General features: G+C 58.6%; 19 protein-coding genes. 10 read left to right on the top strand and 9 right to left on the bottom strand.

Going from position 1 to position 22,962, the window contains the following annotated elements:
• Window positions 1-158: 158 nt before the first annotated feature.
• The 4 genes from BQ5361_RS02300 to murB all read right to left on the bottom strand — a co-directional run bounded on the left by BQ5361_RS02300 (window position 159) and on the right by murB (window position 4,535).
• Window positions 159-992, bottom strand: a complete 834-nt coding sequence (locus BQ5361_RS02300) for an aminotransferase class IV (protein ID WP_035471698.1) — start codon at window positions 990-992, stop codon at window positions 159-161.
• The gene (gene holA, locus BQ5361_RS02305; protein ID WP_035471700.1) at window positions 989-2,065 is read right to left on the bottom strand and encodes a DNA polymerase III subunit delta; all 1,077 of its coding nucleotides are present in this window, start codon (window positions 2,063-2,065) and stop codon (window positions 989-991) included. The genes BQ5361_RS02300 and holA overlap by 4 nt, the downstream gene beginning before the upstream one ends.
• A 27-nt stretch (window positions 2,066-2,092) precedes the next feature.
• A complete protein-coding gene (gene tilS / locus BQ5361_RS02310; protein WP_035471702.1) occupies window positions 2,093-3,433 on the bottom strand; it encodes a tRNA lysidine(34) synthetase TilS in 1,341 nt (446 codons plus the stop codon).
• Window positions 3,434-3,521: 88 nt separating this feature from the next.
• Window positions 3,522-4,535 (bottom strand): UDP-N-acetylmuramate dehydrogenase, encoded by a 1,014-nt coding sequence (gene murB, locus BQ5361_RS02315; protein WP_035471705.1) that lies wholly within the window; start codon window positions 4,533-4,535, stop codon window positions 3,522-3,524.
• A gap of 205 nt (window positions 4,536-4,740) precedes the next feature.
• Here murB and BQ5361_RS02320 point away from each other — a divergent pair, with 205 nt between their 5' ends.
• From BQ5361_RS02320 to BQ5361_RS02365, 10 genes are all read left to right on the top strand, one after another.
• Window positions 4,741-6,213: a DUF4301 family protein gene (locus BQ5361_RS02320; RefSeq protein ID WP_035471707.1), complete on the top strand. Its 1,473-nt coding sequence runs from the start codon at window positions 4,741-4,743 to the stop codon at window positions 6,211-6,213.
• A 137-nt stretch (window positions 6,214-6,350) separates the two neighbouring features.
• Window positions 6,351-6,968 carry a hypothetical protein gene (locus BQ5361_RS02325; RefSeq protein WP_022063397.1) on the top strand — a complete coding sequence of 206 codons (618 nt, stop codon included), beginning with the start codon at window positions 6,351-6,353 and terminating at the stop codon, window positions 6,966-6,968.
• A gap of 6 nt (window positions 6,969-6,974) precedes the next feature.
• Entirely contained in the window at window positions 6,975-7,823 is an 849-nt protein-coding gene (locus BQ5361_RS02330; RefSeq protein WP_052130954.1) for a DUF2764 family protein, read from the top strand.
• Window positions 7,824-7,847: 24 nt separating this feature from the next.
• Window positions 7,848-9,608 carry a V-type ATP synthase subunit A gene (locus BQ5361_RS02335; protein ID WP_022063395.1) on the top strand — a complete coding sequence of 587 codons (1,761 nt, stop codon included), beginning with the start codon at window positions 7,848-7,850 and terminating at the stop codon, window positions 9,606-9,608.
• A gap of 13 nt (window positions 9,609-9,621) precedes the next feature.
• On the top strand, window positions 9,622-10,947 hold the full coding sequence (locus tag BQ5361_RS02340; protein WP_022063394.1) for a V-type ATP synthase subunit B: 1,326 nt from the start codon (window positions 9,622-9,624) through the stop codon (window positions 10,945-10,947).
• Window positions 10,948-10,966: 19 nt separating this feature from the next.
• Window positions 10,967-11,194 (top strand): hypothetical protein, encoded by a 228-nt coding sequence (locus BQ5361_RS02345; RefSeq protein WP_143047473.1) that lies wholly within the window; start codon window positions 10,967-10,969, stop codon window positions 11,192-11,194.
• 23 nt (window positions 11,195-11,217) lie between these two features.
• A complete protein-coding gene (locus BQ5361_RS02350) occupies window positions 11,218-11,649 on the top strand; it encodes a hypothetical protein (RefSeq protein ID WP_143047474.1) in 432 nt (143 codons plus the stop codon).
• Entirely contained in the window at window positions 11,639-12,244 is a 606-nt protein-coding gene (locus BQ5361_RS02355; protein ID WP_022063391.1) for a V-type ATP synthase subunit D, read from the top strand. Before BQ5361_RS02350 ends, BQ5361_RS02355 begins: the two co-directional genes overlap by 11 nt.
• Window positions 12,241-14,049: a V-type ATP synthase subunit I gene (locus BQ5361_RS02360; protein ID WP_052130955.1), complete on the top strand. Its 1,809-nt coding sequence runs from the start codon at window positions 12,241-12,243 to the stop codon at window positions 14,047-14,049. The genes BQ5361_RS02355 and BQ5361_RS02360 overlap by 4 nt, the downstream gene beginning before the upstream one ends.
• A gap of 39 nt (window positions 14,050-14,088) precedes the next feature.
• Window positions 14,089-14,550 carry an ATP synthase subunit C gene (locus BQ5361_RS02365; RefSeq protein WP_022063389.1) on the top strand — a complete coding sequence of 154 codons (462 nt, stop codon included), beginning with the start codon at window positions 14,089-14,091 and terminating at the stop codon, window positions 14,548-14,550.
• A 208-nt stretch (window positions 14,551-14,758) separates the two neighbouring features.
• Here BQ5361_RS02365 and bla read toward each other — a convergent pair whose 3' ends face one another.
• From bla to BQ5361_RS02390, 5 genes are all read right to left on the bottom strand, one after another.
• Entirely contained in the window at window positions 14,759-15,667 is a 909-nt protein-coding gene (gene bla, locus BQ5361_RS02370; protein ID WP_035471713.1) for a class A beta-lactamase, subclass A2, read from the bottom strand.
• A 24-nt stretch (window positions 15,668-15,691) separates the two neighbouring features.
• On the bottom strand, window positions 15,692-18,040 hold the full coding sequence (locus tag BQ5361_RS02375) for a TonB-dependent receptor (RefSeq protein ID WP_035471715.1): 2,349 nt from the start codon (window positions 18,038-18,040) through the stop codon (window positions 15,692-15,694).
• A 92-nt stretch (window positions 18,041-18,132) separates the two neighbouring features.
• Window positions 18,133-18,480 carry a hypothetical protein gene (locus tag BQ5361_RS02380; RefSeq protein WP_143047475.1) on the bottom strand — a complete coding sequence of 116 codons (348 nt, stop codon included), beginning with the start codon at window positions 18,478-18,480 and terminating at the stop codon, window positions 18,133-18,135.
• Window positions 18,481-18,560: 80 nt separating this feature from the next.
• Complete coding sequence (locus tag BQ5361_RS02385) at window positions 18,561-20,864, bottom strand: patatin-like phospholipase family protein (protein WP_022063385.1); 2,304 nt, start codon at window positions 20,862-20,864, stop codon at window positions 18,561-18,563.
• Between the two features lie 640 nt (window positions 20,865-21,504).
• A complete protein-coding gene (locus BQ5361_RS02390; RefSeq protein ID WP_399270640.1) occupies window positions 21,505-22,962 on the bottom strand; it encodes an amino acid permease in 1,458 nt (485 codons plus the stop codon).

Consider the following 22,962-nt stretch of genomic DNA (forward strand, 5'->3'; position numbering starts at 1 on the left):
ATATGCGGTTTCCGGCAGAAGCCTGTCGAGGCGGCGTCTCTTGTTCCGCACCGGAGACGGTGCCCCGGTCCGTCTTTTCCGGGCGCCGTTCTTTTCGGTGTGCGATATTCCGGTATCCGGACGGGGACCGGAACTACGCGTCGGGGCGGGAGCGGGCGTCAGGCTTGCAGCCCCTCTTCCGTAACGGTACGGAGCACCTTTTCGATGCGCAGGGCGAGCAGGTTGTAGAAGTAGTAATTTCCCAGCGAGAGGAGGCTTTGGAGCCCCGTATGGTTGAAGACCATCAGTTCGTCGGCGCCGGGGATTTCCGAGGCGGCGATGTTGCGTTCCGTGATGGGGATGCCCGCCAGGGAGCAGGCCCGGAACATCAGGTCGCGTTCGGTGCAGGCGGGAAACGTCTCTGCCGGCGGGGTGAAGAGGGCGCCGTCGCGGGCAAGGAAAACCGGGTATTCGCCGCATGATATGAGGCGTTCGGCCCGGTTGCAGTGCAGGGCTACATGGCAGCCGGTACGCTCCGCGAACGCCTGCATGTAGCGTGAGGTCGTAAGCGATACGGCGGTACGATGGCCGCAGAAGGGAATCTCGTAGTTGGTTAGTATCGCTTTGGGGCGGATGCTGATGAGCTCGTAACCGCGGTATATGGTGGAGTGGTCGGCCATTGCCAGCAGGTCGGGCACGGCATCGCCGCTCCGCTGCGAAGGCAGCAGGTAGATGCGGACGATGTTGCCCAGCCGGGGCATGCGGTCGGCATCCAGCAGGGCCGCTATTCCTTTGCGCAGTTGCATTGTATCGAACTGCGGCACGGTGCCGTAGAGTTTACGGTAGGATTCGGCGGCGTATGCGAGGTGCTTCTCCAGATAGAGCGGACTGTGGGCGGAAGTGTTCACCGCGGCATGGACGTAGTTGTCTTGTAAGAGTCTCTGTGCGGAGAGCGTTTCCTGTCTTCCGTCGAGCAGGACACCGTTGAGGTAGATGTGCTGCGGCGGGGTCATGTCATGAAGATTTTGAGCAGCAGTTCCCGCAGCAGTTCGCCGTCGTCCTGCGGGCCGCCTCCGATGCCTTTGCTTCGCATGTCGTATTCGCGTAGCAGGCCGAGGATATTGAATACCTTACGGTTGGGGTAGAGGTTGGCCGCCTGTTTGTATTCATTGAGGAAGAAGGGGTTGGGCAGTTTCAGCAGGGCGCTCAGTTCGGCGTCCGAAGGGGCCGGAACGTTTTTGTGACGAATCTCCCACCGTTTGTAATTGACGATGAAGATGCGCTGGAAATGGGTGAACAGGGCGCTCAGTGTCACCGTCAGCGGATTGTCCTTCGGGTTGCGCCGGAAGTGGTCGGCAATGAGCATGGCGCGGGCCATGTTCTTCTCCGAAATAGCTTTCGTCAATTCGAAGTTGTTGAAATCCTTGCTGATACCTATGTTGTCCTCGATGTGCTGCGCGGTGATTCGTTTCGTTCCTTCGGGCAGGAAGGTAAGCAGCTTGGCAAGTTCGTTGGAGATGCGGGAGATGTCCGTGCCGAGATGGTCGGTAAGCATTCCCAGCGCCTTGGGCTCTATCGTGCACCCCTTCGATTGGACGAAGTCGCCCAGCCAGGCCGTGATTTCGTAGTCGCGCGGACGTACCGATTCGAGTACTTCGCCCTTTTGCACGATGTGCTTGTAGAGCTGCGTGCGCTTGTCGAGGCTCTTGCCCTTGTAGCAGACGACGAGGATGGTGGAGGGCGAGGGGGCAGCCGTGTAGAGCGAGAGCTGTTCGGGTTTGCGGAGCGACTGCGCCTCCTTGACGATGACCACTTCGTAGTGGCCCATCATGGGCATTTGCCGTGCGTAGTTGATGATGGTTCCCTCGTCGGTATCTTTCCCGTAGACCACGATTTGGTTGAAGTCCCGTTCGGCCTCGGTGAGTACCGTGCCGGCCAGTTGGTCGGCGATGCGGTCGATGAAGTATCCCTCCTCGCCCATGAGCAGATAGACCGGAGCGTACCTGCCGGCGGCAATCTCCCGCCGGAGCCTTTCGTAGGCCGTTACGGTATCTTTGAATGTCGTCTTTCCGCTCCCTTTCGCCATGGTTTCCCTTTCCGCCGCTGTGTCGGCCTATATGATTTCCCTTCTCAGCAGAAGGATGTTCTCGGTCCTGTCCGATACCCGGTAGCGGTCGTCGATACGCCGGCCGACAACCCAGACGATGTCGTCTCCGCTCACGAGTACGAACTGCCGGTTCTTCTCCGGCAGCGATACCTTCTCGTTTATCAGAAAATCACTGACTTTCTTGCGGCCGTTCATTCCGAAGGGGACGAACGCGTCGCCTTCGTGCCATCTGCGCAGCTTCAGCGGCCACTGGAGCAGGTCGGCATCCAGCAGTGCGACGTTTTCGGGCTGGCGGAGGCTCTCGATATTGTCGATGTCGGTGTGGCGGGCGAGTATCACGCTGTTGCCGCAGTAGACCTTGTGTGCCGTGGCGGTGAGCTCCGTTTCGCAGGGGTCTTCTCCGGCGACCGGGACGACGATTATCCGTCCCCGGTCGATGTAGGCGGCGTAATCCTTCGAATAGAACCGCCGGCCGGTGGCTCCGCGCTGGAGCGCCTCCATCAGTCCGTCCACGACGTCGCCCTTGAAACCGTATCCGGAACTCATGATTTCATATATCACGTAGTTGAGCGGCATCCGCGGGTCTATCGCTGCGGGGTCGATGGTGACGATTCCGTCCGCAGGCGTCACCGCCTGCTGCATGATTGTTTCGATGCAGCGGTCAATGAAGAGCTGGGCATCGGTCAGCCTGCTGATGTTGGCCCCCATGAGTTCGGTGAAGTTCGGATTGATGGTGCGCAGTATCGGGACGATGCCGAGCCGTATCTTGTTGCGCATGTACTTCGTCGAGCGGTTCGAGGAGTCCTCCCGGAAGGGGATGCCGTGGGCCGTGGCGTAGTCGAGTATCTCCCGGCGGGAGGCGAAGAGCAGCGGGCGGATGATTTTCCCGTTTACCCTGTGGATGCCGGTGAGCCCCTTGAGCCCCGTGCCCCGCATCAGGTTGATGAAGAACGTTTCGATGGAGTCGTCGGCATGGTGGGCGATGGCGATGGCGTCGTAGCCGTGCTCGGCGCTCAGTTCGCGGAACCATTCATAGCGCAGCCTCCGGGCGGCTATCTGTACCGATTCTCCGGTGGCTTCCATTTCGCCCTGCGTGTCGAACCGGCGGTTGAAAAAGGGGAGACCGTACCCTGCGGCACGCATCTGTACGAGCGTTTCGTCCTCGTCCGACTCCTCTCCGCGCAACTGGAAGTTGCAGTGCGCAACACCGACCTTGTAGCCGGACGACACGAAAAGGTCCATCATGACCATCGAATCCACGCCTCCGCTGACGGTGAGCAGTATCCTGTCGTCCGGTTCCACCAGCGCGTGTTCTCTGATATACCTTTGAAATTTCTCTTCGAGCATAGTTCCGTATGATTGCGGCGTCTCTTCCGTCCGCCGGCTTCGTTTCTGTCGTTGCGGGGACGCTGTGTTTCCGTTCCGTCCGCTTCCGTCACCATATGTTCACTTCGGTCGCTATTCGGATACCGAACCGGGTCTCCACGTCGTCGGTTATCCGTCGGGCCAGCGCCGTGACCTCGTTGCCCGTTGCTCCGCCCAGATTCACGAGGATGAGCGCCTGTTTGCCGTAAACGCCTGCCCGGCCCAGCGAGGCTCCTTTCCAGCCGGTCTTTTCTATCAGCCAGCCGGCCGGTATCTTCACCCCCTCCGGCACCGGATAGGAGGGCATGTCGGGATATTCCCGTTTTATTCTTTCGGCCAGTTCGCCGTCCACTACCGGGTTCTTGAAGAAGCTGCCCGCGTTGCCCGTGACGGCCGGGTCGGGCAGTTTCTCGCCGCGTATCCGCCGGACAGCCGTCCGTATGTTCTCCAGTGTCGCCCCGCCAGCATCCTCCACTTCGCGTGCGAGTGCGTCGTAGCCGAGGTTGGGGCGCGGGGTGCGCGAGAGCCGGAAAGTGACGGCCGTAATGACCGCCCGGCCTTTCAGTACCCCCTTGAAAATGCTGTCGCGGTAACCGAAACCGCAGTGGCATCCTGCGATGGAGACCTCCTTAAGCGTGGCCAGGTCGAGGGTCTCGACGGATTCGACGATATCCTTCGCTTCGGCTCCGTAGGCTCCGATGTTCTGTACCGGAGCGGCGCCGACCGTTCCCGGTATCGCCGTCAGGTTTTCCGTCCCCCACAGACCGAGGCCGATGCACCGTTCCACGAACTTCTCCCAGTCGAGTCCCGCTTCTGCCCGTACCGAGACGCTGTTGCCCGAGGAGCCCGTGACCGAGAAACCTTCGCCTGCGGGGTGCAGCAGCGTTCCGTGAAAATCCTCCGTAAAGAGGATGTTGTTGCCTCCGCCCAAAACACCGAGCTTTCCCTGCCGGATGTCTTCGTGTGCAGCGAGGTAGTCGCGCAACGAGGCTGCATCGCTGAACTCCACGATGCGGTCGGCGGTGGCGGCGACGCCGAAACTGTTCCGTCCCAACAGGTCGGCATGCAGGATTTCCCTTGTCATAACGGCGCAAATTTACCCAAAATTTCCGGATTTGTCCCCTGTCTCCGGTAATTTGGGCGGCTCCGAGGAGGCTCTCCGGAGGCACTGCCGAAAGAGGCGGAGAACAAGGTTGTTCGTTTTTTCGCATATTTTTAAATCCCTTGCGTTATACGATAATCAAAATAATTGTTATCTTTGAAGATTGTTGGATTTAACAAGATGGAATATGCTGGATAGACGCGATTGGGAGTGCGTGAAGGCCCACGGTATCGATCCGGAAGCGGTGGAAGCGCAGCTTGTCGGTTTTAGAGAGGGATTTCCGTACCTCGATGTGGTGCGTCCCGCTTCCGTGGGCGACGGTATTCTCCGTCTCGATGACAGCCGGCTGGCCGCTTTGGGGCGTCGTTACGACAGGGCCTGCGGCGTATGCCGCGTGGTGAAGTTCGTGCCTGCCTCGGGTGCGGCGACGAGGATGTTCCGGGAGCTGTTCGGGTATCTCTCCTCCGGGGAGGAGAACCGGGTGACTGCCGAGGTACTCGGTGCGCTGGAGCGATTCGCGTTTTACGACCGTTTGCGGCGGCTTCTGCCCCCCGGCGCTTCGCCGGAGGATGTCGTCCGCGGTATCGTAGGGCCCGGCGGACTCGGGTACGGAAATATGCCCAAGGCGCTGATACTTTTCCACCGCTATCCCGCCGAAGTGCGCACGGCTTTGGAAGAACACCTGACCGAGGGGGCGCAGTATGCGGCGTGCGGGGGCCGGGTAGCGGTGCATTTTACCGTATCGCCCGAACATGCCGGCGATTTCGGCAGAGTGTTCGATGCCGCGCTTCCGAAGTACGGCGAGCGGTTCGGTGTGGAGTACGATGTCACCGTGTCGGTACAGAAAAGCTCGACCGATACGATAGCCGTGAATCCGGACAATACGCCTTTCCGGAACGGCGACGGTTCGCTTCTGTTCCGTCCGGCCGGTCACGGAGCGTTGATTGAGAACCTGAACGAGATGGATGCCGACCTCGTTTTCATCAAGAATATAGACAATGTGACCACCGATTCCCGTCGGGGCGATACGGTGGTTTACAAGAAGGCGCTGGCCGGGCTGCTCCTCGAAGTGCAGGAGAAGATTCACGGCTACCTGAGAATGCTGGAAGAGGAGACGCCTGCCGCCGAAGGCGTCGATGCGGCGGAGGCTTTCGTGCGCGATATCCTGCATGTGGAACTGCCCGAAGGATTCGGGGCGCGTGCGGCGGCCGACCGGGTCGCGTTTCTGTGCCGGGTGCTCGACCGGCCGGTACGGGTGTGCGGCATGGTGCGCAACGAGGGGGAACCGGGCGGAGGCCCGTTCTTTGCACGCAGTGCCGACGGGCTCGTATCGCTGCAGATAGCCGAGTCGTCGCAGATAGCGCCTGAACGGAGGGAAGCGGTCATGGGCGGCGCCACCCATTTCAATCCGGTGGATATCGTGTGCGGCGTGCGCGGCCCAAGGGGGCGCAAATACGACCTGACACGCTATGTGGACCGTTCGACCGGATTCATCTCCGAAAAGTCCAAGGACGGAAAGCCGCTGAAGGCGATGGAGCTGCCTGGATTGTGGAACGGTGCCATGTCGGATTGGAACACCTTGTTCGTAGAGGTTCCCGCGACGACCTTTACCCCGGTAAAAGTGGTGACCGACCTGCTTCGTCCCGGCCATCAGGAGTGATGTTTCGGACAAAAACGTGGCCGAACAGGACAGAAAGGGTGCGCCGGCGGATACTATTTTTGCAGGACGGGCGTTACCCCGGTATCCGCGGTAGCGGATGAGGAGTGCAGTGCAAGGAATAATAAAACATATACAGCATGGAAAACAAACTTCAGGAACTGACCAACAAGCTCTATGAGGAGGGGCTTGCCAAAGGGCGCAGCGATGCGGAGAGACTCGTAGCGGATGCGCAGGCGAAGGCCGACGCTATCGTAAGGGAGGCCGAGGAGAAGGCAGCCGCCGTCGTGGAGGAGGCCCGCCGTAAGGCGGAGGAGCTTCGCAGAAATACCATGACGGAAGTGACCTTGGCCGGGCGTCAGGCCGTCGGTGCGCTCAAGGAGCACATTTCGGAGATGATAATCGCCAAAACCCTCTCCGGACCGGTGCATGAGGCGGCAGTGGACCCCGCATTCGTGCGGGAGATGCTGCTCGCCGTCGCGGCGGGCTGGCGCGCCGATTCGGCGGGAAAGGTGACGCTCTCGGCGCTGCTTCCGGCCGAGTGGCAGGAGCGGTTCGGCAAGGAGTTCGAAGCCGCGGCCAAGAGCCTGCTGGCGCAGGGGGTGGAGGTCGGTTATTCCGACAGTGTCCGCAGCGGATTCCGGATAGGCGAAAAAAACGGCGGATATTATATCAGCTTTTCCGAAGCCGATTTCGAGGCGCTGCTGTCTGAATTTCTGAAGGAGCGGGTGGCGAAAATGCTGTACGCCGAAAAATAGGTCGATATGTTTCGGAAAGATTACTATTGTCTCATCGCAGGGCTCAGGGAGTATTCGCTCGATGCAGAGAAGAAGGGTTTCGATGCCCCGGCCATCATCGCGGAGATAAAGGAGGAGCTCTCTGCGCGTGACCGCAGGACGGTGGAGCTGTTCTATACGTATTACGATATAGAGAATATCGTCAGCCTCCGGGCCGGTAGGGAGCACTTCTCGGCGTTGGGCAATCTTTCGCGCGAGGAGCTGCAGGAGGAGCTCGTCTCCCCGTCGCGGCTTCCCCTCTTCCTCGGCCGGGTGATAACCGCTTTCAATGCGGCCGACAAGGAGGGGGAAGGTACGGACGTCAGCGAGGAGGTGGATATGGAGAAGTCTCTCGAACGGAATCTGTTCGCTGCCTATTATGCCGCGTGCGCCCGGTCGTCGTCGAAGTTCATGAGGAGGTGGGCGGAGTTCGACCGGACACTGCGTAACATAGCGGCCGCATTCGCCGCACGGCGTCGCGGGATTCCCGTGGCGGAGGTCATCGTGGGTACGGGCGATATAGAGAGTGCGCTCGCACGCAGCTCCGCAGCCGATTTCGGAATCAAGGGAGAAGTCGCTTATGTGGACCGCGTGATGCTTGCCGTGGCCGACGACAGCAATCTGGTGGAGAAGGAGAACCGGATGGATGCCATCCGTTGGGAAATGGCCGACGAACTCACCCTGACGAACTATTTCGATTTGGATTTCATCCTCGGCTATCTGGTCAAGGTGAATATCATCCACCGGTGGGCGGCGCTCGACCCGCAGCGCGGACGGGAGATGCTCGGCAGACTCGTGGAGGGTCTGACGGCGTCCGGAACGCTGCCCGACATGTAAACCGACAAAAACAAAGAGACAGATATGAAAACGAAAGGTAAAGTAACCGGCATCATTTCCAACATCGTTATCGTGAAGACGGAGGGACCGGTGGCACAGAACGAGATAGCCACCGTGAAGCTCGGCGAGGTGAGAATGATGGCCGAAGTCATCAAGGTCGTCGGCGACGATGCCTATATACAGGTGTTCGACAGTACCCGCGGCCTGCGGATGGGGGCCGAGGTGGAGTTCGAGGGGCACATGCTCGAAGCCACGCTCGGACCGGGCATCCTCTCGAAGAATTACGACGGTCTGCAGAACGACCTGGCCGATATGGACGGTCTGTTCATCCGGCGCGGGCAGCGTACCTCGCCGCTGAACGAGGAGACACTCTGGGAGTTCCGTCCGCTGGCCAAACCGGGCGACCGGGTAGAGGCAGGCGACTGGCTCGGCGAGGTGAAGGAGCAGTGGATAATGCACAAGATAATGGTGCCTTTCGCGTTCGAGGGTAGCTATACCGTCCGTAGCGTGGCCGGAGCAGGAGAGTATAATATCAACCATACTGTGGCCGTGCTCGAAGATGCGCAGGGCGGGGAACATCCGGTGACGATGGTGCAGAAGTGGCCGGTGAAGCGTCCCATCAAGGCGTATGTGTCCAAGCCGCGTCCTTCGCGCATACTCGAAACCGGTGTCCGGCCGATAGATACTTTCAATCCGATAGCCGACGGCGGTACGGGATTCATTCCCGGGCCTTTCGGTGCGGGCAAGACGGTGTTGCAGCACGCTATCGCCAAGCAGGCCGAGGCCGACATCATCATCATGATTGCCTGCGGGGAGCGCGCCAACGAGGTGGTGGAAATCTTCGCGGAGTTCCCCCATCTGGACGACCCCCATACGGGACACAAGCTGATGGAGCGGACGACTATCATCTGCAACACCTCCAACATGCCCGTCGCCTCGCGCGAGGCGTCCGTCTATACGGGAATGACCATCGGGGAGTATTACCGGGCCATGGGGCTGAAGGTGCTGATTCTCGCCGACTCCACCTCGCGCTGGGCGCAGGCGCTGCGCGAGATGAGCAACCGTCTGGAAGAGCTTCCGGGACAGGACGCCTTTCCGATGGACCTCTCGGCCGTCATATCCAATTTTTACGCCCGTGCCGGACTGGTGCACCTGCGCAACGGTGCGACGGGTTCGGTGACTTTCCTCGGTACGGTGTCGCCGGCGGGCGGTAACCTGAAGGAGCCGGTGACGGAGGCCACCCAAAAGGCGGCCCGCTGTTTTTACGCCCTTTCGCAGCAGCGTGCCGACAGCAAGCGCTATCCGGCCATCGACCCGCTGGACAGCTACTCCAAATACCTCGAATATCCGGAGATAATCGAATACCTCGATGAACGGGTGGAACCGGGATGGGTGGACCTCGTGAACAGAGGCAAGACCATCGTCCAGCGCGGCAAGGAGGCCTCCGAGCAGATTGACATTCTCGGCGACGACGGTGTGCCGGTGGAGTACCACGACCGCTTCTGGAAGAGCGAGCTGATAGATTTCGTGATATTGCAGCAGGATGCTTTCGATGCGGTGGATGCCAATACGCCGCTCGACAGACAGCGGTACATGTACAATCTCGTACTCGACATCTGCGACCGCAAATTCGGTTTCGACGATTTCCAGAGCTGCGTCGAGTTCTACAAATCGCTCATCAACCTTTTCAAACAGCTCAACTATTCCGAATGGGAGAGCGACAAGTTCGCCGAATACCGTGCGCGAATCGACGAGATGGTCGCCGCGAAGGAGTCAAACAAATAAATCCGTCACTGTCATGACAACGAAAGCATTTCAGAAAATATACACCAAGATAGACAACATTACCAAAGCCACCGTGACGGTCAGGGCGCAGGGCGTCGGCAATGACGAGCTGGCCACCGTCGGCGGTAAGCTGGCTCAGGTGGTGCGCATTTCGGGCGACGACATCACGCTGCAGGTATTTCAGGGAACGGAGGGTATCGCCACCGATGCGGAGGTGGTTTTCCACGGCGAGCCGCCGGTGCTGAAGGTGAGCGACGAACTGGCGGGCCGATTCTTCGATGCCTACGGAAATCCGCTCGACGGCGGCATGCCGGTGGAGGGCGAGGCACGGGAGATAGGCGGCCCGACGGTGAACCCCTTCAAACGTATCCAGCCCTCGGAACTCATCGCCACCGGTATCGCCGGTATCGACCTGAACAATACGATAGTTTCCGGGCAGAAGATACCTTTTTTCGCCGACCCCGACCAGCCCTACAACCAGGTGATGGCCGATGTGGCGCTGCGTGCGCAGGCCGATAAAATCATCCTCGGCGGTATGGGCATGACCAACGACGACTATCTCTATTTCAAGAATCTGTTCGAGAATGCCGGGGTGCTCGACCGCATCGTATGTTTCGTGAACACGACCGAGAACCCGCCTGTGGAACGGCTTCTGGTGCCCGATATGGCGCTCACTGCGGCCGAATATTTCGCCGTGGACAAGGGCGAAAAGGTACTCGTGCTGTTGACGGACATGACGCTGTATGCCGATGCGCTGGCCATCGTGTCGAACCGTATGGACCAGATACCCTCGAAGGACTCCATGCCGGGGTCGCTCTATTCCGACCTGGCGAAGATATACGAGAAGGCCGTGCAGCTTCCCAACGGCGGTTCGATAACCATCATTGCCGTGACCACCCTTTCGGGCGGCGACATTACCAATGCCGTGCCCGACAATACGGGGTATATCACCGAGGGACAGCTCTTCCTGCGTAAGGACAGCGATACGGGCAAGGTTATCGTAGACCCTTTCCGAAGCCTTTCACGTCTGAAACAGCTTGTGATAGGGAAGAAGACCCGCGAGGACCATCCGCAGGTGATGAATGCCGCGGTGCGGCTCTATTCCGATGCGGCCAACGCCAAGACCAAGCTGGAGAACGGCTTCGACCTCTCCGATTACGACGAACGGACGCTGAAGTTCGCCAAGGAGTATTCCGAAAAGCTGCTGGCCATCGACGTCAATATCGAAATTACCGAGATGCTCGATACGGCATGGCGGCTCTTCGCGAAATATTTTACCAAGAGCGAGGTCGCCATCAAGGAGGCGCTGACCGAGAAGTATTGGCCCCGGACAGCCTGAACGGAATATGGCGGGGCGCATGAATTGCTGGTTGTACGGTTTGTTGACGAGTGTCGTCATGCTGGTGCTTGTGCATGTGCCGATGCTGGTCGCAGGAGGATTTCCCGAAAAGGGGCAATGGATGCCTGCGATAGCGGTTTGGGTGGTGACGCTTGCGGCGGGAACGCTGATTTTCGGCATCCTCGAAAGGCGGAAGGAGCGTAACCGACAGGGTGGAGAAGAGAAACAGGCGCGAGACGGCCGTTAGGAACCGGTTACGGAATCGGATATATGAAAAGAAGCGGAGACAGTTGGTTGTACGGTTTGATGGTGAGTACGGCATATTGGGTACTCATTGTCGTGACGGTCATGTTGCTGTCCGAATACGATAGACACGACCTCGTGCTGCTCCTGCTGATAGGGGTGTTCGTTGCAGGGGGCGGTACCCTGCTTGTCGGCGGTATCGACCTCAGGGAGCGTCGGTATGCGGTACGGCCGGCGGAGACGGCGATGCCGCCGTGGAGATACGGTTTGTGGCAGGGTATCAAGCTGCTGGCGGTGGTCGTTCTTGTCAAAGGGGTGAATGGTACGCTTTGGGACGCTTCGGTGTGGATGTGGTGTGCCGCTGCGGTATGTCTGCTGGGCGGAAGTACGTTGCTGCTGGGCGCCGTGGAACGCTGGCGCCGTACGCAATGGGAAAAAGAGAAGAACTATGGCAATTAAATTTCAATATAACAAGACGTCGCTCGGCGAGATGCGCAAGAAGCTCCAGATGCGCCAGCGTGCCCTTCCGACCATTAAAAGCAAGGAGTCGGCGCTGCGGCTGGAGGTGAAGAAGGCGCGCGATGCGGCTGCCGGTGCGCAGGAGCGCATGGAGGCGCTGCTCGGCCGGTATGAATACATGTCGGCGCTCTGGGGCGAATTCGACCCCGGTCTGCTGACGGTGAAGGGGGTGGATCTGCGCATGTCGAAGATAGCCGGCGTGAATGTGCCGGTTCTCGGCGCGGTCGATTTCGAGGAGAAGGATTACGACCTGTTCAGCAGTCCGGTGTGGTATGCCGACGGCATCGCCCTGCTCAAGGAGGTTGCGCAGGCGGGTATCGAGTCCGAGGTCTATATGCGCCGTATGGAGGTGCTCGACCATGCCCGCAAGAAGACCACCCAGAAGGTAAACCTGTACGAAAAGGTGCAGATACCGGGTTATGAAGCCGCCATTCTCAAGATAAGGCGCTTTCTGGAGGATGAGGAGAACCTCTCCAAGAGCGCACAGAAGATAGTGAAGAGCAAACACGAACAACAGGAACCGGAAGCCGTATGATAGTGAAGATGAGCAAATATACTTTTGTGCTCTATCATGAGAGGCAAAAGGAGTTTCTCGCGGCGCTGCAGGAGCTCGGTCTGGTCGATATAACGACCACGGGCTGGGAAGCGAACGGCGAGGAGCGGGCAATGCTGGCCGAACTCGAACAGCACCGTGCGGCGAAGAGCTGTTTCGCCGAACTCGCCAAAGAGGAGGGATTTGAGCCGGGCGAGCCTTTCAGCGACGGGGAGGAGGCTTTCAGGCAATACCTGCAGGCTTCGGCTGCCATCGAGGAGTTGAAGGGGCGGCTGGAGAAGGCACGCAGGGAGGCGGACGAGTTGGCCGTTTGGGGCGACTTTTCGCCGGAAGCGGTGAAAAAACTTGCGGAGGATGGAGTGGTGCTGCGCTTTTTCTCTGTTTATGACAGCGAATTTGCGGCTGTGCGGCGGGCGGCCGGCGATGCGATTATCGTGGAACCGGTAGCCGAACGGGAGGGACGCACTTATTTCGTGGTCGTCGCACCCGACGGCGGAGAGATTCCGTTCGATGCACAGGAACAGAAGGCACCGGAAACGACCGCTGCCGGAAAACGCCGGGAGATAGCGGCCATGGAGGCGCAGATGGATGAGCTGCGGGCGGTAATGGCCCGTGCGTATGCTTCGCGCGATGCCATCGAGGCACATGGCGAACGGCTCCGTGAACGGCTCGATTTCAGTCGTGCGGCGGGCAGCGGCCGCCGCGAAGTGGAGAACCGGCTCGTTATCATGGAGGGCTGGGCCACGCAGGAGACTTCGGCGCGGGTGGACGAGCTGCTGGAGGGATATCCGGATGTCGTCTATTTCAAGGAGAAGCCTACGCCGCAGGACGATACTCCCGTCGTTCTGAAAAACAACCGGTTCGTCAATCCGTTCGAGGTCATCGGACAGTTCTATGCGCTTCCGAAATACGGAACGATGGACCTGACCGCTTTTTTCGGACCTTTCTATATGATATTTTTCGGGTTCTGCCTCGGCGATGCCGGTTACGGACTGATTCTCGTGCTGGCTTCGTTCTTCCTGCGCAGGAAAAAGACGACTGCCATGAAACAGATAGCCAACCTGACGCTGCTTTGCGGTCTCGCTTCGGTGCTTTTCGGGTTTCTGGCCGGTTCGTTTTTCGGGGTACAGCTTGCCGGTGTGAAGATGTTCGCCGGCATACGCGAGAAGTTTTTCGATACGGACATGCTCTTTACGCTGTCGCTGGGGCTCGGTCTCGTGCAGATAATTTTCGCGCTGGTGCTCAACATCGTCAATGTGTCGCGCCGCTTCGGATTCAAATATTCGCTCGGAACGCTCGGATGGCTCATGATACTCGTCGGCGGGCTCGGCATGATGTTTCTGCCGGGAGTGGGAATCGTATTGCCTTCCCCGGTCTATTATATCGTGATGGGCGTCGGTGCGGTGCTGATGCTGTTTCTCCACAATCCGGAGAAGAACCCGCTGGTCAATTTCGGCAGCGGACTCTGGAATACCTACAACAACGTCACGGGCTTGCTGGGCGATGTGCTGAGTTATATCCGGCTCTTCGCACTCTGCCTGTCGGGCGGTACGCTCGCACTGGTCTTCAATGACCTCGCATTCGGTCTTACGGCCGACATGCCCGTGGTCGTGAGCCAGATAGTGGCCATCATCATCCTGCTCTTCGGTCACAGCATCAATCTCTTCATGTCAGCGCTCGGTGCTTTCGTACATCCGATGCGTCTGACCTTCGTGGAGTTCTACAAGAACGCCGGTTTTGAAAGTACGCAGCGGGAGTTCTCTCCGCTCAGAAAAGCAGAAAAATAATTGTAACGAAATAATTATCAAACTAAAAACAAAAACATTATGGAACCAATTTATGTTGCTTACATCGGCATAGCGCTCATGGTGGCCTTGTCGGGTATCGGAAGTTCTTTCGGCGTTTCCTATCCGGCGAACGCCGCCATCGGGGCGATGAAGAAGAACAAGGGGGCGTTCGGCAGTTACATGATACTTACCGCGCTTCCCGGTACGCAGGGTCTGTACGGTTTCGTTTGCTTCTTCCTCGTGAAAAACTACCTGACACCGGGTATCACCGTGTTGCAGGCCGCCGCCATCCTGGGTATGGGGCTGCTGGTCGGCCTGGTCTGTCTGCTGAGCTCCGTACGTCAGGGACAGATATGCGCCAACGGTATAGCGGCCATCGGTAACGGGCACAACGTGATGGGTAATACGCTTATCCTCGCCGCTTTCCCCGAACTCTACTCCATCCTTACGGTGGCAGCCGTCTTCCTGCTCCGCAGTCTGCTCGGTGCGATAGTCATGTAAGCTCCGGTATCGGCCGAATGACCGGGGCGGCGCATGTGCGCCGCCCCGGTTCGTTGTGGTACGGGCATCCGGGAATAGACTGGTTTCCGATGGCTGCCGGAGGGACTCCGGCAGCGGTTGTTGAAGCGGTACCGGTCGGCGTGATACTTATGCTGTCCGGAGACCGTTGCCTCCCGTGCGTGAAAAGAGCGGCAGTGCGGACGTGAGATTATTCCTGCCGTTCCATGTATCGATAGACGATGTCGGATGCCTCTGCGATTATCCGTTCGGTCTCCTGCAGACTCTCCTGCGAATCCTTGACGAATACCGCAATCGTGTAGTGCCGGCCGTCGGGCAACTGTACGAATCCGATGTCATTCGTTCCGATGAGGGCTCCGGTGCTGTTCCGGTCGCCGCTGCCGGTCTTGTGGCCGATAACCGCTCCCGTGGCGGCCAGCGGTTTCGGCAGCCGTTCCGGTCCCGTATTGCATCCCGTCATGGTTCGGATGATGAACTCCTGCAGGGAGGCGTCCCGGAACAGGGGGCGGGTAATCAGCATCTCCAGCAGCCGTGCCGCATCGAGCGGATGGCTCCAGTTTCGGTAACAGGCTGTCAGGTCGCGGTGCATCTCCTCTTCCGTCGCTTCAACGGCGAATCCCTCGATTCCCAGTGTACGAATATACCGGTCGGCGGCAGTCGGACCGCCGATGTATCTGAAAAGGAGGTCGCAGGCGTTGTTGTCGCTCAGTTGCAGCGTGTAGACGAGCAGCTCCCCGATACTCATCTCGATGCCGCCCTGCGGGTATGCATCCCGTAGCGGACTATAGGTGTCGGGCAGCAGGTCGCTTTCCCGAATCGGCAGGGGCGTGGAGAGCGGCAGGCCGTTCCGGTCGAGGAAGTCTGCCACTGCGAGTGCCTGGTGGAATTTGAAGACGCTCATCATGGGATACCGCCCGGCGTCGTTTACCGTGACGGTATCCGTTCCGTTCAGGATGACGGCGATGCCCGTCTCCGCCCGCTTCCTTTCGACGAGGGTGCGGAGTGCCTGTTCCAATTCGGTCCGGTCCCTCTCCTGTGCCGGCAGGGACAGGGAGAGGAAGAGCAGAAGGGAGAGGATGATGCCGGATGTCCGTTTCATTCGTACAGTCTTTCCTTATCTTTTTTACATGGTCAGTTTGAGTCCTGCGAAGAACATGCGAGGCAGCGCGGGGCCGTAGACGTAGCCTGCATCTTTCAGCGGCCCAAAGTCGAGGTCTTTCTGGTAGCTGTTGAAGATGTTTTTGACGCCCGCACTCAGTTCGAGGTTCACGCTCGTCGAGAGCCGGAAAGTGTAGGCGAGTTTGAGGCCCATGTCGAAAAAATCGGGCGTCAGCGTCTCCGCATCCTGCATGCTGTCGGTTTGGGCGTTGTAGAACGTGTGTTGGACGAGCATGGTGCCCGTATAGGTTCCGAACAGCGAAGCGCGGAACCGGGGGGCGATGTTCCAGGTGGAGGTGAAGTAACCGTAGCTGTCCGGGGTACGGAACATTTTGCGCTGTGCGGGCAGGTCGGAGTTTTCGGCCCACTCGAAGGGCCGGTCGTACAGGCTGCTCTGCAGGGTGTATCCCAATTGGAGTTCGAACAGATTGGGTATCCCTATCTTGCCCTCGAAATTGAATCCCTTGACGGTAGCTCCCGAAGCGTTGCGGCGCTCCATGATGAAGTTGCCGTCCGCATCCTCGCCTATCTGGACGAGGGTGAAGACGTCGTCGAGTTTGGTATAGAATCCCTCGATGAGCAGGTTGGTCTGTACCCGTCCGAAGTTGTGGTAGAGGTCGGCCGACAGGCTGAAACTGTTGGAATACTCCGGTTTCAGGCCCGGTGCGAGGACAATCAGTTTGAGGGCGCCTCCCACGGCATCCACGTGCAGGTCTTCGTCGTAGGCCTGCGGTGCGCGGAAGCCGCTCGAATAGCTGGCACGCAGCCCTACCGATTCGGTAGGACTGTACCGGATGTTGGCCCGCGGACTGAATACCGCCTTGTCCATCAGGTTGTGTTTGTCGAGCCGTCCGCCGATGAGCAGGCTGAACTTCTCCGTGCGCCACTCGTTCTGGAGGAAGCCTCCGACGATGTGCGTCACCTGGTCCATCTCCCTGCCCAGACCGAGGTACCGGTCGGTGAGGTGGTTGTAGTTGTACTCCACACCTGCGGTCAGTTGGGCGGGCATGAAGAGCAGGCGGTCCATGTCGTAGGTGTACTGTCCGCCCGCGACGAACGTCCGGTCGTGGGTGGCTCCGTAGGAGTCGAGCTGCCTCTCTGTTCCGAAATAGGTCTGGCGGGCGATATTCTGGGCGGAGGTATAGAGGGCCCCTTTGTGGCGCGTGTCGGGCGAGAAGATGTCGAATCGCAGGCCTCCGCCGTCTATCGTATTGTTGAGCTGTTCGGCGATGACCGCCTCGTGCGGAGGCCGGTCGAACATCTCCTGGCCGTCCTCTCCGACCATTTCGCCTCCTCGTCTGAACTCGTGGATGTGGTGGTATTCGGCTGTGAGTTTGGAGCGGAGGCCGGTGCGGTAATAACCCCGGAAGCCTACCGTTTCCGACTTGATGCCGGGAACGTCCGAAAAGTTGTCGCCGTTATGGTCGTAAGGCGAGCGTTCCTTCACCATGCCGAAGATATACATGCCGGCTTTGTGGTCGTCGGAGACGAATGCGCCTCCGATGGAAGTGTTGATGTCGAGTTTGCCGTTGCCGAAGACATTCGTGATGTTGGAGACGTTCAGGGTGTTGTAGAGGGGCTCCTTGGTGATGATGTTTACGACGCCGCCGATGGCGTTGGCTCCGTAGAGGGCCGAGCCGCCCCCGCGTACCACCTCCACCCGCTCTATCATGGAGACGGGAAGCTGGTCGAGGCCGTAGACCGTGGCCAGCGAACTGAATATCGGGCGGCTGTCGAGCAGTATCTGTGAATAGTGGCCTTCGAGTCCGTTGATGCGGAGCTGCGTGACGGCGCAGTTGCCGCAGTTGTTCTCTATGCGGAGGCCCGGCGTGAAGTTCATGGATTCGGAGAGTGTCGAGGAACCGACGGCCGAGAAGAGCTTGCCCGATGTGATGTTCACGATGGTGGAGCTCTCTTTTTTGTTGGTTTCGTTCCGGTTGGCCGTGACCACGATTTCATCCATGCGTTCGGAGTCCTCCGTTAGTACGAAGTTGACCTCGATGGTCTTGCCGCTCGTGGTCGTAACCCTCTTCTCTACCGTCCCGTAGCCGAGCATCGATGCTTCGAGGACAAATTCGCCTGCGGGCAGATTCTTCAGGAAATAGTGTCCCGTTCCGTCGGTTGCCGTCCCGATGGTGGTGCCTTTGACGACGACGGTGATATAGGGAAGGTGTTCGCCGGTGGCGGCGTCCTGTACGTGTCCTGTAATATTGGCGTCGCTGAGCGGTTTGCGGGGACTTTCTTCGGTGTTTTCCGCGGCGAGCATGGCCGGAAAGAGGAGGGAGAGAAGCAGTCCGGGAAATATCTTTTTCATGAATTATGTGTTTCGTTTATATATGGTATCGGTAGTCCGCTCTGCATGGGGCCATGCGGAACGGAGAATCTTGATGAGGAAAGGTTCGGAAGTCAGGCCGATACCGGAGGGCCTCGGAGCGATACCGCCCGAGTATGCGGGGCCGTGGTGCCGCAGGGAAGGAGGTGGCGTAGTAGCCTGCCCGTTTCCGGAGCGGCGGCCGCCGCTCCGGCCAGCATGGCGGCGAGTGCCGTGAAAGCCGACAGCAGGGCGATGGTCAGAAATTGGGCCGCCGTGTGCGAATGGCACGGATTGTCGGAAGTGCCCGTGTAGGGATGCGAGTGGGTGATGCGGTAACTGCCTATCGTATGGGTATGGCTGAAGAGGGTGGTACAGCATTGATACCACACCGTCAGCGACAGCAGCAGCGCCGCTATGTATTTTATCCTCTCTTTACCCACGGAGCCCAAAGGTACGACATATATCTTGTACCCGCAAATGAAGGTCTTTTATCCGGGTTAGCGGCCGCAGACGGCTGCCGTCAGAAGGTTTTCCCCAGACTGAAATAGACGCCGAGCGATTTGTCGATGTTGGAGACGTCGAAGAGAATCGAGATGGGGCCGATGGGTGAGTTATAGGCGTATTTCAGCCCTATTCCGAACAGGTTGCGGCTTTCGGTGAACATCTTGAAAAAGTTCTCGTTCTGTATGCCGTATGCCCCTTTCAGGGATATATAATGGCGTGCGAAGAGCCGCATGCGGGCTTCGAGGTTCACCGTGAGTACCGACCGGTTGGCCGTTTCCATGTGGTTGATGCCGACGAAGGGAATCTGCTGTTCCATGTAGCGGCCGGCCACCTCTCCGCCTATGTAGTTGTAGTAGGAGTAGGCCACTTCGTTGCCGATGAGCGTGCGCCCGTACAGCGAGGGGATGAACGTCAGACGGTCGGTGGCCGACAGCGCCCAGCGGAAACTGTACGATACGGATGCGAACGGCGTTCCTTTGTTGTAACCGTAGCCGTTGTCGGTATGGAGAGCCGCTTTTGCGTAGACCGATACGCCCCGCGTGGGAAAGTAGTGGTCGTTCAGCGTTTCGAGGTTGCCCGTCAGGTAATAATTGACGAACCCTTCGGGTTTCACGGCGATGCGGTCGTCGTCCGAGGCGAAAAGGAACGAGTTGTAGTTGAAATGTTCGTAGCTGACTCCTACCTTGGGATTGAAGACGATGGGGTTGGCGGGTGAGAAGAAGAGTTCGACGCGGTTTTGGCCGAAGGTGATGTTGTTGATGCCCCTGCCGTTGCGGTAGAGCCGGTAGTTGTTGCTTTTGTACATGTACGACAGGCTGAGCCGGCCCATCAGGATATTGCTGGAGCGGAAATCGAGCTTGATGTAGGGATTTTCGTTGAGTCTGACAGTCAGACCGAGCCGTGGCCCCTGCAGTCCGCGCAGGGTAAGGGTGGTGTTGAGAAGGATGCTCGCCATCTCCTCCGTGTCGAACCGGAAGCCTACGTTTATCATCGCCTCCTGTTTCTCGTCCACGGAGACGGTGAGCGTATAGGGGGGTCTGCTTTCGAGCGTATAGGTGACATAGGAGAAGGCTCCCGACCCTCTGAGTTTCGTGATGGCGTCGTTGAGATGCCCCTTCGTTATCACCGTCTGTTCGTCAATGCCGAAAGAGGGGCGGAGGAACGTCTCCTCGTTGCGTGTCAGCCCCACGAATTCGATGTTGCCTATCCGGACGGAATCGGTGTCGCTGGCGAGGATGCGCTCCTTGCGTATCATGTAGGTGTTGCCGGTGTAGATGCTGTCCTGCAGGGCCACGATTTTATCCCAGTTCTGCCGTGCGCACCGCTCGCCGCGTACCAGCAGACTGTCTACTGCTTCGGGGTTGAAACTGCCCGAATTGTACGGTTTGATGTCGGGTTTGAGGTAAAGATCTACGTCCTGCAGGTTCTTCGTGTATTCGTCCCGGCCGAGGAAGGTGGTTATCTGGTCGATGAGTCCCATCATGGAGGTGAGTCCCTCCATGTCGTGAGGGCCTGCAGCGAGGTCTACGCCTATGATGATGTCGGCTCCCATGTCGCGGGCGACGTCTACCGGAAAATTATTGTATATACCGCCGTCCACCAGCACCATACTGTCGCGTATGACCGGTGCGAACGCCCCCGGAATGGACATGCTCGCCCGGATGGCCAGCGGCAGGTTGCCGTGGCGGTAGACCTGCTCCTCGCCTTTCACCATGTCGTAGGCCACGCATGCGAAGGGGATGGGCAGCGAATCGAAATCGAGGTCGTCGTCGTGATAGCCGAGCGTCATCTCGTTGAGCAGGTTGAGGACGCTCTGTCCGGCCAGCACGCCGGAGGGTATGGAGAACTTCTTGTCCAGCGAGAGCGGGACGGAGAGGATGTACATGTCGGTTATCTCCTTCTCCGAGAGCAGTTTGTCGCGTCGGGGTATCTTGTCGCTCAACAGTGCCATCCAATCCTGGTTCCTGACCAGCGAATCGAGCTCCTGCGTGGACCAGCCTATCGAATAGAGGCCGCCGATGATGGCACCCATGCTTGTCCCCGCGATGTAGTCGATGGGGATTCCCGCCTCTTCCAGCACTTTGATGACGCCGATGTGCGCGACGCCTTTGGCCCCTCCTCCGCTGAGTACGAGGCCTACTTTCCGGCGCTCCTGTTCTTCGCCGGAGGAGGGCTCGTCTGACGGTGTAACGGACTGCAATGCACATGCTTTTCCTGTCTCGGCATTCCCGCCGCGTATTCCATCCGCCGGCATGGACACTCCGGCTGCCGGCAGTAGTAGCATGCAGGTTGTGAAGAGGATGCGGAGAAATCTGTCCATCGTTAGCGGTTCGCTTTGGTAAAATTATCGTAAAGCCGGGAAAGTCGTCTTCATCCGGATATATGCATGATGCATTCCGGAGGAATTCCGTTGCATGCAAAATTAGTTTTTTTTGGCGTCATTCCCGCATGCCGCTCCTACCTTTCCGTATGAATGTCTTTCTCCGGGCTTCTCCTGTAACGGTAGACGGATGGTGAACGGTCCCGTTTCCGTATTCAGGGCTTTGCCGTACTGCCTTAAAATACTGTCCGGCGGATATGTATCCGCCGGAACAGCCGCTGCATCCGGAATGGAACGATAGGCCGATACAGTTCTGAATCTCCGGATGGGCAGGTTTTCTGCCGCATGTTACGGAATGTGCAGCAGTCGTGTTTCGGCTCCGAGCATACACGTTCATTGTGTAAATAAAATTATGGAATATAAATTGAACAAACAAGTTTTGGATGTGTTGTAATTGTGGATTTTTGTCGTTATCTTTAACGATTGTCTGTCGGTACGGTCGCGTTCGGCCGTCCGTTTCGGTGTGTCCGGAAACGACCGTCCGCCGCCTTCTCCGAAAGGCGGCGGACGGTTTGATTGTAAGAGAAAAAAGGCACGGAGCTGTGAAAAGTCCGTGCCTTCTTGTCGAATTGGAGAGGGATTACTTGCCCGTTCCGGAGCCTTTCGTCCCTGCACTCGCAGCGGTTCTTTTTTTCGCCATGACGCTGCTGACGATGAGCGGGATGGCTACGAACAGTATCGTTCCGCCCGCCACGAGCGCCGTGTAAGTGGCCGGACTGCCGACCGGAAGCTGCGACGGCGGGAAGAAGGTGAGTACGAACGAGAACAGCACCGCGAGGAATCCGATGCCGGCTATCAGCCACATCCCGGCGTTGCCGCCCGGAACCTTGTAGGCCCGCGGAAGGTCGGGCTGCGTCCTGCGCAGTTTGATTGCGGAGGCGTACATCAGCATGTACATGATGAGGTAGAGCCCTACGGTCAGTGCGCTGAGCAGGAACCATGCGACATTCACGTTCTTGATGAAGATGTAGAACAGCGACAGCAGGGTCACTATACCACCCTGTATAAGGAGGATGTTTTTCTGGACACCGTTCTTGTTGGTCTTCGTGAGCGATTGGGGGAGTTCTCCGTCACGTGCCGTCCAGAGCAGTCCGCGGCTCGGCCCCGCTATCCAAGAGAGGACGCCGGCGAGCGCTCCGAATGCGACGAGCAGCGAGACGACGTTGGTCATCCAGCCGATGTGGTAGTGGTCGAATACGTAACGGAAACTCTCCATGAGTCCCGACTGCAGGCTGATGTCCTTGTAGGGAGTTATCACCGCCATGGCGAGCGCTCCGAGCGTGAATATCAGGAACGACATGATTGCGGCGATGAACATGGCCTTCGGGTACTGCTTCTGCGGGTTGCGGAGTTCGTTGGCGTGTACGGCATGTACCTCGACGCCGGCGAACAGAAGCACGATGCCTGCGAGGAAGGCCAGGTCGCTGAGGCCGGTCATATGGGGGAAGAAACGCGGGTGGGGATGCCCTGCGGTCACGGAGGCGATTTCCGGCACGGATGCGGGAAGCTCCTTGAATGCGATGGGGTTGCCGCCGATTATCCATACCAGTGCCATCACGATTATCACGATGCCCGGCAGGACGGTGCCGATGAGGAACCCCCGGCTGGTTATTTTCGATACGATGGAGCTTCCCTTGAAGGTCAGCAGGGTAGCCAGCCAGTAGACCGCTATCGAGAAGATACCGACGAACTTGCCGTTATCGGCGAGTTCCGGCTTTCCTATCGTGTAGGCGATAGCCGCTGCGGCGAATCCGAGTACAATCGGGTACCACGCCACGTTCTGTATCCATTGCAGGAAGATGGCGAGAAAGCCCGCCTTTTTGTTGTAGGCCTCCTTGACCCATGTATAGACGCCGCCGCCCTTGGCCGCGAATGCCCCTCCCAGCTCGGCACTGACCAGCGAGGCGGGGATGAGGAACAGTACGGTGGCGAAGAGAATATAGAAAAACATGGTCAGTTCTTCCTGTGCCATCATAGGCAGTCCCCGCAGGCTGATGACGGCCGCGGCCGTCATCAGCGCGAGTTGCCATGTACTCAT

The sequence above is a fragment of the Tidjanibacter massiliensis genome, assembly GCF_900104605.1.
Taxonomy (GTDB): Bacteria; Bacteroidota; Bacteroidia; order Bacteroidales; family Rikenellaceae; genus Tidjanibacter; species Tidjanibacter inops.

Coding starts and splice junctions, on each gene's coding strand:
- BQ5361_RS02300 (WP_035471698.1), bottom strand. CDS start 992: ATGACCCCGCCGCAGCACATCTACCTCAACGGTGTCCTGCTCGACGGA.
- holA (WP_035471700.1), bottom strand. CDS start 2,065: ATGGCGAAAGGGAGCGGAAAGACGACATTCAAAGATACCGTAACGGCC.
- tilS (WP_035471702.1), bottom strand. CDS start 3,433: ATGCTCGAAGAGAAATTTCAAAGGTATATCAGAGAACACGCGCTGGTG.
- murB (WP_035471705.1), bottom strand. CDS start 4,535: ATGACAAGGGAAATCCTGCATGCCGACCTGTTGGGACGGAACAGTTTC.
- BQ5361_RS02320 (WP_035471707.1), top strand. CDS start 4,741: ATGCTGGATAGACGCGATTGGGAGTGCGTGAAGGCCCACGGTATCGAT.
- BQ5361_RS02325 (WP_022063397.1), top strand. CDS start 6,351: ATGGAAAACAAACTTCAGGAACTGACCAACAAGCTCTATGAGGAGGGG.
- BQ5361_RS02330 (WP_052130954.1), top strand. CDS start 6,975: ATGTTTCGGAAAGATTACTATTGTCTCATCGCAGGGCTCAGGGAGTAT.
- BQ5361_RS02335 (WP_022063395.1), top strand. CDS start 7,848: ATGAAAACGAAAGGTAAAGTAACCGGCATCATTTCCAACATCGTTATC.
- BQ5361_RS02340 (WP_022063394.1), top strand. CDS start 9,622: ATGACAACGAAAGCATTTCAGAAAATATACACCAAGATAGACAACATT.
- BQ5361_RS02345 (WP_143047473.1), top strand. CDS start 10,967: ATGAATTGCTGGTTGTACGGTTTGTTGACGAGTGTCGTCATGCTGGTG.
- BQ5361_RS02350 (WP_143047474.1), top strand. CDS start 11,218: ATGAAAAGAAGCGGAGACAGTTGGTTGTACGGTTTGATGGTGAGTACG.
- BQ5361_RS02355 (WP_022063391.1), top strand. CDS start 11,639: ATGGCAATTAAATTTCAATATAACAAGACGTCGCTCGGCGAGATGCGC.
- BQ5361_RS02360 (WP_052130955.1), top strand. CDS start 12,241: ATGATAGTGAAGATGAGCAAATATACTTTTGTGCTCTATCATGAGAGG.
- BQ5361_RS02365 (WP_022063389.1), top strand. CDS start 14,089: ATGGAACCAATTTATGTTGCTTACATCGGCATAGCGCTCATGGTGGCC.
- bla (WP_035471713.1), bottom strand. CDS start 15,667: ATGAAACGGACATCCGGCATCATCCTCTCCCTTCTGCTCTTCCTCTCC.
- BQ5361_RS02375 (WP_035471715.1), bottom strand. CDS start 18,040: ATGAAAAAGATATTTCCCGGACTGCTTCTCTCCCTCCTCTTTCCGGCC.
- BQ5361_RS02385 (WP_022063385.1), bottom strand. CDS start 20,864: ATGGACAGATTTCTCCGCATCCTCTTCACAACCTGCATGCTACTACTG.
- BQ5361_RS02390 (WP_399270640.1), bottom strand. CDS start 22,962: ATGAGTACATGGCAACTCGCGCTGATGACGGCCGCGGCCGTCATCAGC.